At 55.1% G+C, this 16,249-nt stretch carries 16 protein-coding genes; 8 read left to right on the top strand and 8 right to left on the bottom strand.

Annotation, left to right across the window (positions count from 1 at the left end; all coding sequences use genetic code 11):
• Nucleotides 1-21: 21 nt before the first annotated feature.
• From QMZ30_RS13950 to pspA, 6 genes are read right to left on the bottom strand one after another with little or no spacing between them, the layout of a single operon-like run.
• A complete protein-coding gene (locus QMZ30_RS13950; RefSeq protein ID WP_283227819.1) occupies nt 22-1,095 on the bottom strand; it encodes a YcjF family protein in 1,074 nt (357 codons plus the stop codon).
• Nucleotides 1,092-2,489 carry a YcjX family GTP-binding protein gene (locus QMZ30_RS13945; RefSeq protein ID WP_283227818.1) on the bottom strand — a complete coding sequence of 466 codons (1,398 nt, stop codon included), beginning with the start codon at nt 2,487-2,489 and terminating at the stop codon, nt 1,092-1,094. Before QMZ30_RS13945 ends, QMZ30_RS13950 begins: the two co-directional genes overlap by 4 nt.
• Complete coding sequence (pspD, locus tag QMZ30_RS13940; protein ID WP_283227817.1) at nt 2,470-2,718, bottom strand: phage shock protein PspD; 249 nt, start codon at nt 2,716-2,718, stop codon at nt 2,470-2,472. Before pspD ends, QMZ30_RS13945 begins: the two co-directional genes overlap by 20 nt.
• A 58-nt stretch (nt 2,719-2,776) precedes the next feature.
• Nucleotides 2,777-3,124 carry an envelope stress response membrane protein PspC gene (pspC, locus tag QMZ30_RS13935; RefSeq protein ID WP_039333497.1) on the bottom strand — a complete coding sequence of 116 codons (348 nt, stop codon included), beginning with the start codon at nt 3,122-3,124 and terminating at the stop codon, nt 2,777-2,779.
• Nucleotides 3,121-3,348 (bottom strand): envelope stress response membrane protein PspB, encoded by a 228-nt coding sequence (gene pspB, locus QMZ30_RS13930; protein WP_034821383.1) that lies wholly within the window; start codon nt 3,346-3,348, stop codon nt 3,121-3,123. The genes pspC and pspB overlap by 4 nt, the downstream gene beginning before the upstream one ends.
• Before the next feature lie 58 nt (nt 3,349-3,406).
• Complete coding sequence (pspA, locus tag QMZ30_RS13925; RefSeq protein WP_039333501.1) at nt 3,407-4,072, bottom strand: phage shock protein PspA; 666 nt, start codon at nt 4,070-4,072, stop codon at nt 3,407-3,409.
• A 163-nt stretch (nt 4,073-4,235) separates the two neighbouring features.
• Here pspA and pspF point away from each other — a divergent pair, with 163 nt between their 5' ends.
• From pspF to QMZ30_RS13885, 8 genes are all read left to right on the top strand, one after another.
• A complete protein-coding gene (gene pspF, locus QMZ30_RS13920) occupies nt 4,236-5,234 on the top strand; it encodes a phage shock protein operon transcriptional activator (protein ID WP_283227947.1) in 999 nt (332 codons plus the stop codon).
• Nucleotides 5,235-5,834: 600 nt separating this feature from the next.
• Nucleotides 5,835-7,457: an ABC transporter substrate-binding protein SapA gene (gene sapA / locus QMZ30_RS13915; RefSeq protein ID WP_059109786.1), complete on the top strand. Its 1,623-nt coding sequence runs from the start codon at nt 5,835-5,837 to the stop codon at nt 7,455-7,457.
• A gap of 2 nt (nt 7,458-7,459) precedes the next feature.
• Nucleotides 7,460-8,425: a putrescine export ABC transporter permease SapB gene (gene sapB / locus QMZ30_RS13910; RefSeq protein WP_283227816.1), complete on the top strand. Its 966-nt coding sequence runs from the start codon at nt 7,460-7,462 to the stop codon at nt 8,423-8,425.
• The gene (gene sapC / locus QMZ30_RS13905; protein ID WP_283227815.1) at nt 8,412-9,302 is read left to right on the top strand and encodes a putrescine export ABC transporter permease SapC; all 891 of its coding nucleotides are present in this window, start codon (nt 8,412-8,414) and stop codon (nt 9,300-9,302) included. The genes sapB and sapC overlap by 14 nt, the downstream gene beginning before the upstream one ends.
• Entirely contained in the window at nt 9,302-10,297 is a 996-nt protein-coding gene (gene sapD / locus QMZ30_RS13900; protein WP_283227814.1) for a putrescine export ABC transporter ATP-binding protein SapD, read from the top strand. Before sapC ends, sapD begins: the two co-directional genes overlap by 1 nt.
• 2 nt (nt 10,298-10,299) lie before the next feature.
• Complete coding sequence (sapF, locus tag QMZ30_RS13895; RefSeq protein WP_039336688.1) at nt 10,300-11,103, top strand: putrescine export ABC transporter ATP-binding protein SapF; 804 nt, start codon at nt 10,300-10,302, stop codon at nt 11,101-11,103.
• Nucleotides 11,104-11,244: 141 nt separating this feature from the next.
• A complete protein-coding gene (gene fabI, locus QMZ30_RS13890; RefSeq protein WP_007892455.1) occupies nt 11,245-12,033 on the top strand; it encodes an enoyl-ACP reductase FabI in 789 nt (262 codons plus the stop codon).
• Nucleotides 12,034-12,239: 206 nt separating this feature from the next.
• Nucleotides 12,240-13,361 (top strand): CMD domain-containing protein, encoded by a 1,122-nt coding sequence (locus QMZ30_RS13885; protein ID WP_283227813.1) that lies wholly within the window; start codon nt 12,240-12,242, stop codon nt 13,359-13,361.
• Here the strand turns inward: QMZ30_RS13885 and QMZ30_RS13880 are convergent.
• A complete protein-coding gene (locus tag QMZ30_RS13880; protein ID WP_283227946.1) occupies nt 13,358-14,254 on the bottom strand; it encodes a LysR family transcriptional regulator in 897 nt (298 codons plus the stop codon). The genes QMZ30_RS13885 and QMZ30_RS13880 overlap by 4 nt on opposite strands.
• Before the next feature lie 231 nt (nt 14,255-14,485).
• On the bottom strand, nt 14,486-16,075 hold the full coding sequence (locus QMZ30_RS13875) for a PTS transporter subunit EIIC (RefSeq protein WP_283227812.1): 1,590 nt from the start codon (nt 16,073-16,075) through the stop codon (nt 14,486-14,488).
• Between the last annotated feature and the right edge of the window lie 174 nt (nt 16,076-16,249).

The raw sequence follows: 16,249 nt of genomic DNA, 5'->3' as shown, positions 1-16,249 counted from the left end.
TGAAAGGTGAACAATGAGCGATTATTTAGCAGGCTTATCTGCTTTATCCCCGCCTTTTACCAGGGATTCTTTTAACTGCCCCAGCAGTTCGCGGCGGAAGTCACCCAGTCGCGGTTTATCGTCCTCTAACCAGGGTAACGGACGGCATAATTCCATCGCTTTAATGCCGAGACGCGCAGTCAGCAAGCCAGCGCCAATGCCCTGTGCTGCACGCGCTGAAAGTCGGGCCGCAATATCCTGCGACATCCAGTCCATGCCCACTTCACGCACCAACTCAGATGCCCCAGCGAACGCCATATTCAGCAGCACCAAACGAAACAGCCGGATACGACTGAAATAACCCAGTTCAATGCCATATATCGCGGCAATGCGGTTCACCAGACGCAGGTTGCGCCAGGCGATAAATGCCATATCCACTAACGCCAGCGGGCTTACGGCGATCATCAAGGTGGATTCCGCCGCATGGCGGCTGATTTCACGATGTGCCTGACGGTCTAACACCGGTTGCACCAGCTGCGCGTACAGCAGCACGATTTCGCGGTCATTGTGGGTTTCATGCAGTGCCGCATGCCAACGCTGTAAAGCGGGATGCGCCTGATCGAGTTGCGCCTGCTGCGCCAGCTTCTCGCAAAACGCGCGTCCCTTGCCGATACCGTGACTATTCAAAAGTTCACGCCCAACATCGCGCTCTTCTGCACGCTGGCGTAAACGATAGAGTCGTCGCCATTCGCCGATCACTGCACCTGTACCTGCCACCACAATCAGACCACCCGCAACACCGGTGCCAAGAGAGAACCAGTCACGCGTGATCCAGGCATCATGCAACCACTGAACGCCCTGAGCGACCACGCTCACGCCAAATATCGACAGCCCGGCGCCAACCATTTTGCGCCACAAACTGCGTTTTGGCCGCAGCGCCGCTTCGACAACCTTTTCGCCTGCGCCCTCTTCCAGCACCTCTGTTTCGGCGGTAGCAAGAAAGGCACTTTCAGCGTCTGCGCTAAACGTTTGTGCGGCACGCAATGGCTTCTCCGCTTCCGCTTCCAGCGGTCGGGCAAAATCAATGCGCGGTTTTAAAGGGGTTTCGTCGCTCATCGCAATTTATCTCCTAAAAGAAATTCCAGCGCGGCATCCATGCGAATGTGCGGCAGCGGCCGATCGACATCAAGCTGCTGCGGCCGGAACTGTTCAAACTGAAAGCCCTGTTGTTGCCAGAACTGATGACCCGGCAAGCGCGGCGGCACTTCACCAGGATAGAAGGTCAAAGCTTCCCCATCATCGAGACGATGACCACGCAAGGCGGGTAACTTTTCGCCACGATGATCCACCAGACCACTCTCGGTAGCCTGTACCGATGCCAGCCCAAGGCAATCCATACTGATCCCTTCAAACGCCGCGTTTTGCCAGGCATCCTGCACCAACTGCTGTAACAGCGACACCATATTGGCGTGCTGATCGGCGGTGACATGGTCAGCCTTGGTGGCGGCAAACAACAGTTTATCGATCACCGGTGAAAACAGCCGACGGAACAAGGTGCGTTGACCGTAATGAAAACTCTGCATCAGTTGGGTCAGCGCCAGACGCATGTCATTGAACGCCTGCGGACCGCTATTGAGGGGTTGCAGGCAATCCACCAGCACGATCTGACGATCAAAGCGCAGGAAATGATTTTTGTAGAAGCCTTTCACCACATGCTGGCAATAGTAGTTAAAGCGTTGCTGCAGCATGGCAAAGTTACTGCCTGCAGGTGCCTGTAACAGCTTGCTGGCGTGCATCTCATCCACCTGCGGCCACGGGAAGAATTGCAATGCAGGTGCACCGGCCATATCCCCCGGCAACACGAACCGTCCGGGTTGGATAAAGTGCAAACCTTCACTTTTGCACTGGTGCAGATAGTCGGTCCAGGCTGCTGCAATCGCGGCCAGACGGTTTTCATCGGCGGGAGCAAAAGGATCAAGGTCCTCGCATAGGCTTTTCCAGCGCGCGGCCCACAGCTGCCTATCCCCCTGTAACAGCCCCATCATCTGCCGCGACCAGCCCAGGTAATCCTGTGCCAGCATGGGTAAATCCAACAGCCATTCACCGGGGTAATCAACGATTTCGAGATAGAGTGTTGCGGTATCTTTGAAGTGGCGCAGCAGCGACTGCTCTGGGCGATAACGTAGTGCGAGTCGCATTTCGCTCACGCCACGGGTGGGCGTGGGCCAGACGGGCGGTGTGCCATACAGTTGCGCTAACCCTTCGTCATAGGTAAAACGCGGCGTGCCGAGTTCGCGTTGGGGTACGCGCTTAACGCCCAACAGGCGCTCTTCGCGCACCACCGAGAACAACGGTAAGCGTGCACCACTGTGTACATTAAGCAGTTGGTTAACCAGCGAAGTGATAAATGCCGTTTTGCCGCTACGGCTTAAACCGGTTACCGCCAGGCGCAGATGGCGGTCAACACCGCGGTTCATCAACGCCGCGAATTCATTTTGCAGTCTTTTCATCGTTCTCCCTGACGAATCGCGCTGACAGGCGATTAAACACCTTACTCAGCAACGGTTCCAGGGCGGCCGCCAGTAACAAGCGCAACGGGCGACGCGCCACCGATTTTACTGCCCAGCCAGCCAGGCCGCCGGGCGCATAGGTTACTGCACTGATGATGATCAATTTCCCCGCCGACTTCAACGCAGGCGTTGCGCGACGGCGCAGAGCAGTAAAACGCTGATTGTGCATGTCCACCTCTTAAGGATAAACCGGAAAGCGGACCCGCTGCCGGGCCCGGGGAAGAAAATCAGATTTGGCGGAAACGACTGCGCACACTGAAGGTTTCAGAGGTGACGTAGCGTTCAATATCCCGCACGTTGCGCTCGTCACGGTGTAAGCTGGTCTCTAATTCATCCAGCATGTCACGCGCCGTGGGCGTACGTTGATCAGGCGCATCCTCCGGCTTCTCATCCAGGACGAAGCCAAGAATGAAATAGGCCACCACCGTGAACATGAACAGCCCGAAAAACAGCGACAACACCACAATCACGCGCAGCAGGCGTACCGGAATATCGAGATACTCCGCCAGCCCCGCGCACACACCACGGATTTTTCCCTGCTGCGGGATGCGCCACAGCTTGCGGCCATTCATCATGGTTGCCTCCAGTTCGGATGCTCAGCATCGAGAATCGCTTCCAGGGCTTCAACACGTTCGCGCATACGGCGCGCATCTTGTGTCAGTTGTTGCAGACGCTGCATATCGCCTGATGACAGTTCCGCGCCACCGTTGCGTTTGTTGCTGTAATGCAGCCATAACCAGATCGGTGCCACAAACAGCACGAAGATCGTTAAGGGGATGGCCAGGAATAGTGCGCTCATTGATTTTCCTTTTTCAGGTACACCTTTATCCACGGGCCCGCTAACAGGCCCGTCTTGATCATTCGCTGCGGTTCATTTTGGCTTTCAGCGCAGCCAGCTGCTGGCTGATTTCATCATCCGCTTTCAGCTCGGCGAATTCCTGATCTAAGCCTTTAGGCTTGCCGAAACGCTGGCTTTCCGCCTCTGCTTCCATGTGATCGATACGGCGTTCAAACGATTCGAAGCGAGCCATGGCATCATCCAGCTTGCCGCTGTCGAGCTGACGACGCACATCACGCGATGAAGAAGCCGCCTGATGACGCAGCGTCAATGCCTGCTGACGGGCACGGGTTTCAGTGAGTTTTTTCTCCAGCTCACCGATTTCACCCTTCATGCGTTCGAGAGTTTCTTCAACCTGAACGGCTTCCTGCTGCAATGAGGCAATCAGGTCGGTAAGTTTCTGTTTTTCGATCAAGGCAGCACGCGCGAGATCTTCTTTGCCTTTGTTGATAGCCAGTTCGGCTTTTTCCTGCCATTCAGCCTGCTGAATTTCAGCCTGCTCAATACGACGTGAAAGCTGTTTCTTTTCTGCCAGCGCACGAGCAGAGGTGGAGCGAACTTCCACCAGCGTGTCTTCCATTTCCTGAATCATCAGGCGTACCAGTTTCTGCGGATCTTCGGCGCGCTCCAGCAGGGAATTGATGTTGGCGTTCACGATGTCAGCGAAACGAGAAAAAATACCCATAATGATGTTCCTCAATGTGTCGTGTGATTGTTTCGTACAGGGTTTTCTAATACAAAGTGCATGCCAACTTTTAACCTATTGATTTATCGCAGTTTGCATATTTTACATCTGTCTGGTCATCGATTAAGGTAGTGAAATTGATTAACGTGTGGCGAAATTCATCATGGCAAATGGCAACGATAATCTGTTGGGCGAATCAAACAATTTTCTGGAAGTGCTTGAGCAGGTCTCTCGTCTGGCACCGCTGGAAAAACCGGTGCTGGTGATTGGCGAACGCGGCACCGGTAAAGAGCTGATTGCCAGCCGTCTGCACTATCTTTCCGATCGCTGGCAAGGCCCGTTCATCTCTCTTAACTGTGCCGCCTTGAATGAAAATCTGTTGGATTCCGAATTGTTCGGGCATGAGGCGGGCGCGTTTACCGGGGCACAGAAACGTCATTTGGGCCGCTTTGAACGTGCCGATGCGGGTACCCTGTTTCTCGATGAGCTCGCTACCGCCCCGATGCTGGTGCAAGAGAAGCTGCTGCGCGTGATCGAATACGGGCAGTTGGAACGCGTCGGCGGGAATCAATCGTTGCAGGTGAATGTACGTTTGGTGTGCGCCACCAATGAAGATTTGCCCGCGCTAGCCGCCGCCGGAAAATTCCGTGCTGACCTGCTGGACCGTTTGGCTTTTGACGTGGTGCAGCTTCCGCCGTTACGCGAACGCCGTAGCGATATATTGGTGATGGCCGAGCATTTTGCCATTCAGATGTGTCGTGAACTTGGCCTACCGCTGTTCCCCGGATTCAGCGAAGCCGCGCAGCAGACGCTGCTTAATCACCTTTGGCCAGGCAATGTGCGTGAGTTGAAAAATGTGGTCGAGCGTTCGGTATATCGCCATCACAGCGTTGATGAGCAGTTGGATAACATCATCATTAACCCCTTTGCCCCACGCAGCGCGGCGCCGGAAAGCATTGCCCCCCCGGTTGCCAGCACATCACCCACTCTGCCAGTCGATTTACGTCAATGGCAAAACCAGCAAGAGCGTGAGTTGGTGGAAGCCAGTTTGCAGCAGGCAAAATTCAACCAGCGCCGCGCCGCCGAGCTATTACGGGTGACCTACCACCAGCTACGCGCCATGATGAAGAAGCATGGGATTCAGGCCAGAGATGAAGTTTAAAAAGCAAAAGCGCGCCGCTACGGTTATGTTGCAGAGCCGAGCTTTAGCGCGCCCAATGCCGGCATCGGGTGGCCTGAAGGCCGCACCAGCTTGACGTGCAAGACGATAGCTACGGTTATGAGGTAGAAGCACGCCTAGCGACAGGCGGCCTGAATGAATTAACTGCACAGGTGTGTGGCGTTTTTCCCTAAAGCTTTCGTGTTGATGCAAGGCGGCAAGCGAGGACATCCCTGGGAGCATACATAAGTATGTGACCAGGGTGGCTGCGCGCAGCCAACGCAGCAGCAGCGCGAAAGATGACGGGAAAAACGTCACACAAAAAAAAGCCCGCACTATAAAGTACGGGCAACTTAATACTGGAAGCAATGTGAGCAATGTCGTGCTCTTCTTCGGTAGAGCCACCGTCGAAGCGCAGAAGAATAATAATCATTCTTATTATCATCTGTAAAGCCCTAATTGAGAATTTTTCTCATTTCCACACTAACGGTGTGATTATCTCGTGCTCATCTTGGCGAAAAAGAGCGCAGTTGTATCGTGAATTTGGGGAGTGCGTGACGTTTGCGATACACTCTCGCTATTGCCTCAGAATCGTTGAGTTCTATGCCAAAATTATTGTCTTCGCTGCTGCTCAGTCTCAGCGTAATGAGTGCGTCTGCGCTGGCTGCGCCAACCGATAACATCCGCAACAGCGGCTTTGTTTATTGCGTTAACGGCACCGTAAATACATTTAATCCGCAGATGGTCAGCAGTGGCCTGGTGGTCGATACGCTGGCTGCCCAGCTGTATGATCGTCTACTGGATGTTGATCCCTACACTTATCGCTTAATTCCCGACCTGGCGCAGAGCTGGGAAGTGCGCGATAACGGCGCGACCTACCGTTTCCACCTGCGTAAAGACGTGTCGTTCCAGCACACCAACTGGTTTAAACCTACGCGTAAAATGAATGCCGACGATGTGGTGTTCAGTTTTGCACGCATGTTTGATCGTCAGCACCCGTGGCACAACGTCAACGGCGGCAGCTATCCCTATTTCGACAGTTTGCAGTTTTCCGACTCGGTGCAGAGTGTGAAAAAGCTGGATAACGATACCGTTGAAATCCGATTAAACAGCCCTGATGCCTCTTTCCTGTGGCACATCGCGACGCATTACGCCCCGATATTGTCACAAGAGTATGCTGACAAACTCACGGCCAAAGGCCAGCAGGAGCAGTTGGATCGTGAACCGGTCGGCACCGGCCCGTTCCAGTTAAGCGAATATCGTACTGGGCAATACTTGCGTCTGGCGCGTAATCCACAGTACTGGAAAGGCGTCCCGCGCTTGCAGCAAGTGGTGATCGATCTGGGCGTCGGTGGCACCGGACGTCTGTCGAAACTGTTAACCGGTGAATGCGACGTGCTGGCTTACCCCGCCGCCAGCCAGCTGTCGATTTTGCGCGACGATCCGCGTTTGCGCATGACCTTACGCCCCGGTATGAACATTGCGTATTTAGCGTTTAACACCCGCAAACCGCCACTGGATCGCCCCGAAGTGCGTCACGCGCTGGCGCTGGCCATCAACAATGAACGTTTGATGGAGTCGATCTATTACGGTACGGCAGAAACCGCCGCTTCGATTTTACCGCGTGCTTCCTGGGCCTATGACAACGATGCACGCGTCACCGAGTACAATCCCGCCAAAGCCCGTGAAGAGCTGAAAGCCCTCGGGTTGGAAGATCTGCATTTGCGCTTAGTGGTGCCCACCACCTCGCAATCCTGGAACCCCAGCCCGCTGAAAACGGCTGAACTGCTTCAGGCTGATTTGGCGCAGGTTGGCGTGCGCGTCACCATTGCGCCCGTCGAGGGTCGCTTCCAGGAGGCGCAGTTGATGGCGATGAACCATGACTTAACCCTGACCGGCTGGGCCACCGACAGTAACGATCCGGACAGCTTCTTCCGCCCGCTGTTGAGCTGCGCGGCGATCCGGTCGCAGACTAACTACGCGCACTGGTGCTCGCCCGCTTTCGACGAGGCGCTGCAACATGCGTTGTTGTCGCAACAGCTCTCCGCGCGTATTGATAGTTATGATCAGGCGCAACAGATTCTCGCGCAGGAGTTACCGGTCTTGCCACTGGCGTCGTCACTGCGCTTACAAGCCTATCGCCACGATATTAAGGGGTTAGTGCTGAGCCCATTTGGTAACGCCTCCTTTGCCGGGGTTTACCGTGATGAGAGCAGCGAGGAGTAAGCATGATTATCTACATATTGCGTCGTTTGCTGTTGCTGCTGATAACGCTATTTCTGCTGTCGCTGGTGAGCTTTAGCCTGAGCTACTTCACCCCCAATGCCCCGCTGGAGGGTGCATCGCTGTTTGATGCCTGGTGGTTCTGGTTTAAAGGATTGCTGCAGTTCGATTTTGGCGTTTCCAGTACTAACGGTCAGCCGATTGATGTGCAATTGCGCGAAGTCTTCCCCGCGACGCTGGAGCTGTGCGTGCTGGCCTTTATGCTGGCGTTGCTGGTGGGCATTCCCCTTGGCATTTGCGCCGGGGTGATGCGTAAAAAATGGCAGGACAAAGCCATCAGCGCATTAGCCCTGCTCGGTTTTTCCATGCCGATTTTCTGGCTGGCGCTGCTGTTTACCCTGTTCTTCTCCCTGACACTCGGCTGGCTACCGGTTTCCGGGCGCTTTGATTTGCTCTACCCGGTGCAAAATATCACCGGCTTTGCGCTTATTGATGCCTGGTTAAGCCCTTCTAAGTGGCGCCACGAAATGTTGATGAGTGCTTTAACGCATATGATTTTGCCCGTCATCGTGCTGGCCGTTGCCCCCACCACCGAAGTGATTCGACTGCTGCGCAGCAGTACCAGTGATGTGATGGATAAAAACTATGTGAAAGCAGCAGCGACACGAGGACTTTCGCGCTTCACGGTGATCCGCCGCCATGTGCTGCACAATGCCCTGCCGCCGGTGATCCCGCGTCTCGGTTTGCAGTTTTCCACCATGCTGACGCTGGCGATGATTACCGAAGTGGTGTTTAACTGGCCGGGCATCGGCCGCTGGTTGATTAACGCGATTCGCCAACAAGATTATGCCGCTATTTCGGCCGGGGTGATGGTGGTTGGCGGTTTAGTGATTCTGGTTAGCGTCCTGTCCGATATTCTCGGTGCAGCACTTAATCCATTGAAACACAAGGAATGGTATGCCCTTAGATAACATCTACGCTGAAGAGCGCCTGCCCAGCCCATTCCGTCTGTTCTGGCAGCGCCTTTACCGCGACACCAGCGGCATGATCGGCCTGTATGGTTTCGGTATCCTGCTGTTCCTGTGCCTGTTTGGTGGCTTACTGGCACCTTATGGCATCGACCAGCAGTTTCTTGGTTATCAGCTGCTGCCGCCCTCCTGGTCACGCTACGGCGATGTGTCTTTCTTCCTTGGCACCGATGACCTGGGTCGTGATGTGCTGAGCCGCTTGTTGAGCGGTGTCGCGCCCACCGTGGGCTCCGCCATTTTAGTGACGGTGCTGGCTGCAATATGTGCGCTGGTGTTGGGTGTGCTGGCCGGTATTACGCACGGCCTGCGCTCGGCGGTGATGAACCACGTGCTGGATACCCTGCTCTCGATTCCGTCACTTCTGCTGGCGATTATCGTGGTGGCCTTTCTTGGGCCCCGCCTCGAACACGCGATGCTGGCGGTGTTTCTGGCGATTATCCCGCGTCTGGTGCGCGAGATTTATACTGCCGTCCATAATGAGATGGAGAAAGAGTATGTGGTGGCACTGCGTCTTGATGGCGCGCGCAATCTGAATATTCTGTGGAACGCGGTGCTGCCGAATGTGTTGCCGCTGCTGGTCAGCGAATTTACCCGTTCTCTGTCGATGGCGATTCTGGACATCGCGGCGCTCGGTTTTCTCGATCTGGGTGCACAACTGCCCTCACCCGAATGGGGCGCGATGTTGGGTGACGCCCTGGAGCTGATTTATGTCGCCCCCTGGACAGTGATGCTGCCCGGCGTGGCGCTGATGGTCAGTGTATTAATCGTTAACCTGCTGGGCGATGGCGTCCGTCGCGCCGTAGAAGCGGGAGCTGAATAATGCCGTTACTTGATATTCGTAACCTCACCATCGAATTCATGACCTCCGAAGGCCCGGTGAAAGCAGTGGATCGCATCAATCTCACGCTCACAGAAGGGGAAGTGCGCGGGCTGGTGGGTGAGTCGGGTTCGGGCAAGAGCCTGATTGCGAAAGCCATTTGCGGCGTGACCAAAGATAACTGGCGCGTCACTGCAGACCGCATGGTGTTTGACGATATCGACTTGCTGCGTTTGTCGCCACGCGAACGTCGCCGCATTGTTGGGCACAACGTGTCGATGATTTTTCAGGAGCCGCAGTCTTGTCTGGATCCTTCAGAGAGCATTGGCCGTCAGTTGATGCAGGCAATACCACGCTGGACTTTCAAGGGCCATTGGTATCAGCGTTTATGGTTCTGGCGCAAAGCGCGTGCCATCGAACTGCTGCACCGCGTGGGGATCAAAGATCACAAAGACATCATGCGCAGTTTCCCGTACGAACTGACCGAAGGCGAATGCCAGAAGGTGATGATCGCTATCGCGCTGGCTAATCAGCCTCGCTTGTTGATCGCCGATGAACCGACCAATGCCATGGAGCCGACCACGCAAGCACAAATTTTCCGCTTGCTGAGCCGCCTGAATCAGAACAACAACACCACCATTTTGCTGATAAGCCACGATCTGCGCACCATGAGCCAATGGGCAGATCGCATTAATGTGATGTATTGCGGTCAGACCGTGGAAACCGCGCAAAGCGAAGATTTAATGGATACACCACACCATCCTTACACCCAGGCGCTGATCCGCGCGATGCCTGATTTTGGCAGCGCCTTACCGCATAAAAGTCGACTGAATACGCTGTCCGGTGCCATTCCCTCACTGGAACACTTGCCGATTGGCTGTCGTCTTGGTCCGCGCTGCCCGTATGCGCAGCGCAAATGCATCGAGACACCGCGCCTGAGCGGCAATAAAGCGCATCTGTTCGCTTGCCACTTCCCGTTAAATATCGAGGGCCAGTAAGCATGGAAACCCTGCTGGAAGTGCGTAACCTGAGCAAAACCTATCGCTATCGTACCGGGCTGTTTCGTCGTCAGCATGTTGAAGCGGTAAAAGGGGTGAGTTTCACCCTACGTGAGAAGCAGACGCTGGCGGTGATCGGCGAGAACGGCTCGGGCAAATCTACGCTGGCTAAGATGCTGAGCGGCATGATCGAACCCACGGATGGCGAGATGTTGATCGACGACCATCCGCTGGAGTACGGTGATTACGGCTATCGCAGCCAACGCATCCGCATGATTTTTCAGGACCCGTCTACGTCACTGAATCCGCGTCAGCGCGTCAGCCAGATTCTCGATTTCCCGCTGCGCCTCAACACCGAGTTAGATGATGAGGAGCGCGAAAAACGCATTATCGCCACGCTGCGTCAGGTGGGTTTGTTGCGCGATCATGCCGGTTACTATCCGCACATGCTGGCCCCCGGTCAGAAACAGCGTCTGGCGCTAGCGCGTGCGTTGATTTTACAGCCAAAAGTCATCGTGGCGGATGAGGCCCTCGCCTCGCTGGATATGACCATGCGCTCACAACTGGTGAATCTGATGCTGGAACTGCAGGAGAAGCATGGCATCGCCTATATTTATGTGACGCAGCATCTCGGCATGATGAAGCACATCAGCGATCAGGTGCTGGTGATGCATCAGGGTGAAGTGGTGGAACGTGGCGGTACGGCCGATGTGTTGGCTTCCCCGTTGCATGACCTCACCAAACGTCTTATTACCAGCCATTTTGGTGAAGCACTGACCGCTGAAGCCTGGCGCAAAGTACGCTGATTGTTCAGCGCATCGCGGAAAACGCGGTGCGGTTTACCGCAATTGACAGAGACGTGCTAGAATCCGCACGTCGATTAACGTCGGTCGCCCACTTTCTAACCATTGCGACCGCCAACAACAATGACCATAAGGATTACAGCTATGGGTTTTCTTTCCGGTAAGCGCATTCTGATTACTGGCGTTGCCAGTAAACTCTCCATTGCCTACGGTATTGCACAGGCGATGCACAAACAGGGCGCAGAACTGGCTTTCACCTACCAGAACGACAAATTGAAAAGTCGTGTGGAAGAGTTCGCTAAAGATTTGGGTTCTGACATTGTTCTGCCATGCGATGTGGCAGAAGACGAGAGCATCACTGCGCTGTTCACCGAACTGGCAAAAACCTGGCCAAAATTTGACGGTTTCGTTCACTCGATTGGTTTCGCCCCTGGCGACCAGTTAGATGGTGACTACGTAAACGCCGTGACCCGTGAAGGCTTCAAAATCGCTCACGACATCTCTGCCTACAGCTTTGTTGCGATGGCGAAAGAGTGCCGTGCGATGCTGAACCCGAATTCAGCCCTGCTGACCCTGTCTTACCTGGGTGCAGAGCGCGCGATCCCGAACTACAACGTGATGGGTCTGGCGAAAGCGTCTCTGGAAGCAAACGTACGCTACATGGCGAACGCAATGGGTCCTGAAGGTACGCGTGTCAACGCCGTGTCTGCGGGTCCAATCCGTACCCTGGCAGCCTCTGGCATCAAAGATTTCCGTAAGATGCTGGCTCACTGTGAAGCGGTTACGCCAATTCGCCGTACTGTCACCATCGAAGACGTGGGTAACTCTGCGGCCTTCCTGTGTTCAGACCTGGCGGGTGGTATCACCGGTGAAGTGGTACACGTTGATGGCGGCTTCAGCATTGCCGCAATGAACGAGCTGGAACTGAAATAATGTAGAAGCCCACGACTGTGGGCTTTTGGGCGGCCTGATGGCCGCCCCTGCAACCCTTGTCTTATACCAACCCGCTATTTGTTATTCCCCTTCATTCTTTTGCCACAGACAGTGCTTCAGCGACGATAAGCTAGCCCTTTGGTGGCGATGCGCTTTTCAGATTTGCTCGTCGTTAACCAAGTCCGTTTTTTGCGCAAGGAATGACCATGGAACAACGCCGCTCTCCCGGCCATGACCACTGGTTTTATGAAAGCCAGACTCGCCCGCCATCCCATGCCACCGCGCCTCTGGTGCCCGAGGCCGCTTACATCGAAGATCGTTTTTTATTGGGGCTGCAGCAAGAAGCCAGCGCGTTACAGCCGCTGTTGAGTCGCTTCCAGCCTGCCTTGCTGGCCGCGCGCGATCTCAGTCAAATTCTGTTTCCTGACACGCTGAACACCTCGCTGACGCACACCTTGACGCTCTATGATCGTCTCAGCACCGCGCTGACCGTGGCGCAGGTGGCTGGCGTGCAACGCCTATGCAACCACTACTCGGCACGCTTGAATCCCTTACCCGGCCCCGACTCCTCACGTGAGAGCAATAATCGCCTGACGCAGATCACTCAATATGCACGCCAACTGGCGATGCAACCGGCCTTGATTAATGCCAACAGCATCAGCGCTCTGGATGCGGTCGGGCTGACCGAACCGGACATCGTCACGCTCAATCAGTTGGTCGGATTTGTCAGCTATCAGGCGCGCGTGGTGGCCGCCTTGCAGGCAATGATGGGATTGCCAGTGCGCTGGATCCCTGGCGTGTCACCGCCGCCTGATGCCGATCCTGCGCTGTTTTCCTCTTCTTCGACGTGGCAACACGCGTTGAAACCGGTCGAACTGCGTTACGCCAGTGCGGAACAGTTAGCTGCTGTCACCTTCTGTCAGGGCATACCGGATTTAGAGGATGCCGTCTGGTTGTTGGTACAGGATGCGCAGGTTCTGTATGGCTGGGCCACCCTGCAACAGCGTCTGAGCGACCATTTTGGCGAAGAGGCGTCTCTGGCACAGGCGGTGAGTGCACGTATCCTGGGTAGCCGTCGTTTGTTTGCACAACGAGCCCACCATCACCGCGATCTGCTGTTGCAGGACGTCGATAAAGCGGGAGAAACGGTCCCACTGATTCACGTCAGTGGGCAGTTGGTCCGTTTGCCAGAGCGCTTCAGTGCCGCGCATCTGCAGCCCTTGTTGAATGCCGGATGGGGTAGCGAACGCATTTTTACCCTGCTGCTGGCGGTGGCCTTCGCCAGTTGGCAAGATCGTGTATTTATGGCGCTGGGTGAAGTCCGTTAATCCGGGAGATGTCGACGCGCTTCATCAAAGAAATGCTGGGCCAGCGGCGATGCCCTGCCCGGCTCGGCAATCACTAAAGCGGCCTGGCGTCCCATGGGAGCCATCTCAATCGGGCGGCGCGCCAGATTCTGCAACATCTCCGGCAATAAGTGATCGCACGGCGACACCATCACGCCCAGCCCGACCTGCGCACTCTGCAGCAACTGCATAATCGAGGCACTCTCGACAATCACACGCGGTAAGATCCCGGTCTCTCGCAGCTGTCCATCCAGGTAGCGGCGAAAATAGCGCGTGGGTTCGGCAAGGCACAGAGGCTGCGCCGCCAGTGTCTTCAGTGAAAGGGTCTGCTGTTCCAGCAACGTCGGGAAATGCTCAGGGTTAAAAATCGCTTCGACGCCGCGATCCTTCAACAGCGCGGTCTGAAAATGTAGTTCACGCAGTGACGTCAGTTCAAAGAAGCCGATACCGCCATCCACTGTGTGACTGTTTAATGCCTCCAGCAGTTGGTCGGCACTCATCGCCGCCACGCGATAATCCAGTTGCGGATAACGCGCCTCGACGGCTTTTAACAGTGCGGGCAGTGCCACACTGCACTGCGGCATCACCCCCAGACGCAGCGTACCGTTAACACCGTGCTTCAGTGATTCCACTTCCAGTTTCAGGCCCTGATACACCGACACAATCTCGCGCGCCCAAGTCAGCACCCGTTCGCCTTCCGGCGTGAAACCGTCGAAATTATTGCTGCGATTGATCAGCGACAGGCCCAGCTCGCGCTCAAGATTTTTCAGCCGCATCGATAACGTCGGCTGGCTGACATAACTGGCCTCTGCCGCGCGGCCAAAATGGCGCTCACGCTCTAAATTGCACAGGTAAATCAATTGCTTGATGTCGATTTTTTCATCCACCCTGAAGTCACGATCGCGCTATGGTAGCAAACTCAGGCGCTAAAAAGCACAAAGGCCGCCGGGTGGCAGCCTTGGAATAAATTATTGCCCCACCCGGCGCTTATCTCCGGCACTCGCAATGGCTTAGCTCTTGAAGGGGCGAGGTCATCATCGCAAATTCCCCGCCTTGAGATTTAACAATGATTGCGAATTTTATTATTAGCGTGGTAACTAAATGTTTTATGCCACGCCTAAGGCACTTTTTACCTCATTGGCAATCTTTTCCACCTGCGGGCCATAGATCACCTGCACATCATGTTCGCTCACGCGATTAACGCCGTTGGCCCCGGTGGTCAGCAGCGTCTGATCAACCACTTCATTCATCTGCTTTACTCGCACACGCAATCGGGTAAAGCAGCAATCGACGTCCTCTATATTGCCCTGCCCGCCTAACCCACTGATGATCACTTTAGTGCGCTCATCTGCCGTGACCTGAGCAGTTTGTGGCTCTTCTTCCGACTCGCGCCCCGGCGTTTCCACTCGCATCTTTGTAATTACAAAGCGGAAACCGTAGTAATAGATCGGTGCATAAATTACGCCCAATACCACCGTCCACCACCAGTGCGTTTTGCTCCCGCCCAGTATGCCGAATACCACCAAATCGATGGCACCGCCCTGCACGTTACCAATCATCAAATGCAGCATCGACATCAACATAAACGACAAGCCGGTAAGCAATGCATGCAGGATATAAAGCACAGGGGAAACGAAGATAAAGCAGAACTCCAGCGGCTCGGTGATCCCGGTGGTAAATGATGTCAGCGCACCCGCCAGCACCAGCGCTTTGACGCGCTGTTTATGCTCTGGTCGCGCCGTGTGGTAAATCGCCAACGCAGCAGCAGGTAAGCCAAACATCATCACCGGAATTTTACCCTGCGCGAGAAACTGGGTGGCACTGCGGACGGTGTCATCGGGGATGGCGCCAGGATGGGTTAAGGAACTATTGAAGATATTGAGCGCACCGACGATGGTTTGCCCGTCCATCGTTGCCATGCCACCAATCGGCGTGAAGCGCACGGTTTCATTGAGGATATGGTGCAACCCCGTGGGGATCAGCAGTCGCTCACCGGTGCCTAACAGAAATGCACCGTACTGGCCACTCTTGCCAATCATCTGTCCTACCCACGCAATCCCAGCGCCAAGGGTGGGCCAGATCAGCGCCAGTAATACGCCAATCAGCGGTAACACGATAATGGTGACGATGGGCACAAACCGCCGCCCGCCAAAAAAGCTGATCGCGGTAGGCAGTTGCTGAGTATAGAAACGGTTATGCAACAGCACGGTGATCAGCCCGGCAATCACGCCGCCCAGCACGCTCATGTTGTAGGTGAATATCCCCAGCATGTCGATGTACTCGGCGGAAGTCATCATAGCCGCGGTCTGATCCATTCCCGCCTGCTGCAGCGCTTCTGGTGTGGTGGTGGCGGCAGTCAACCCTTTAGCGGCCAATGTGGCATTGATACCCACATTCATCGCGATATAGCCAATGACGCTGGCAAAGGCCGCCGTGGGTTTTTCTGCTTTGGCCAGGCCAATCGCGCTGGCGACGGCAAAGAAAACCGGCAGATTAGCAAACAACGCAGCAGCCACTTTACGAATAAAACCGATGATCAACTGCGGTACATGCAAGTTTGCAAACGCATCGCCGGTGACAGCCGGGTTTTGCATGGCAGCTGCCAGCCCGAGAAAGATCCCTGCGGCGGCGATAACGGAAATCGGCATCATTAAGGCTTTACCGAAGGCATGGATTTGGCTGGCCAGATTCTTCATGGTGCGCGCCCTTTCTTCGATTGAAAGAGCAATTATTAGTCAGTTATCAATATTTCACGTCACAGCGCCCGGCTGTCAGCCTGAAGAATTTGAACTGCATCACGCTTTAATGCCTGATAACGCGATAAACCGCCTCTATCGCACCATTAAACCAATCAATTAGACAACTTTTGC

Source organism: Pantoea sp. EA-12 (genome assembly GCF_030053355.1).
GTDB classification, from domain to species: domain Bacteria; phylum Pseudomonadota; class Gammaproteobacteria; order Enterobacterales; family Enterobacteriaceae; genus Pantoea; species Pantoea vagans_C.
Note: the sequence above shows the minus strand (reverse complement) of the source record. Positions and strands in the feature narration are given on the sequence as shown.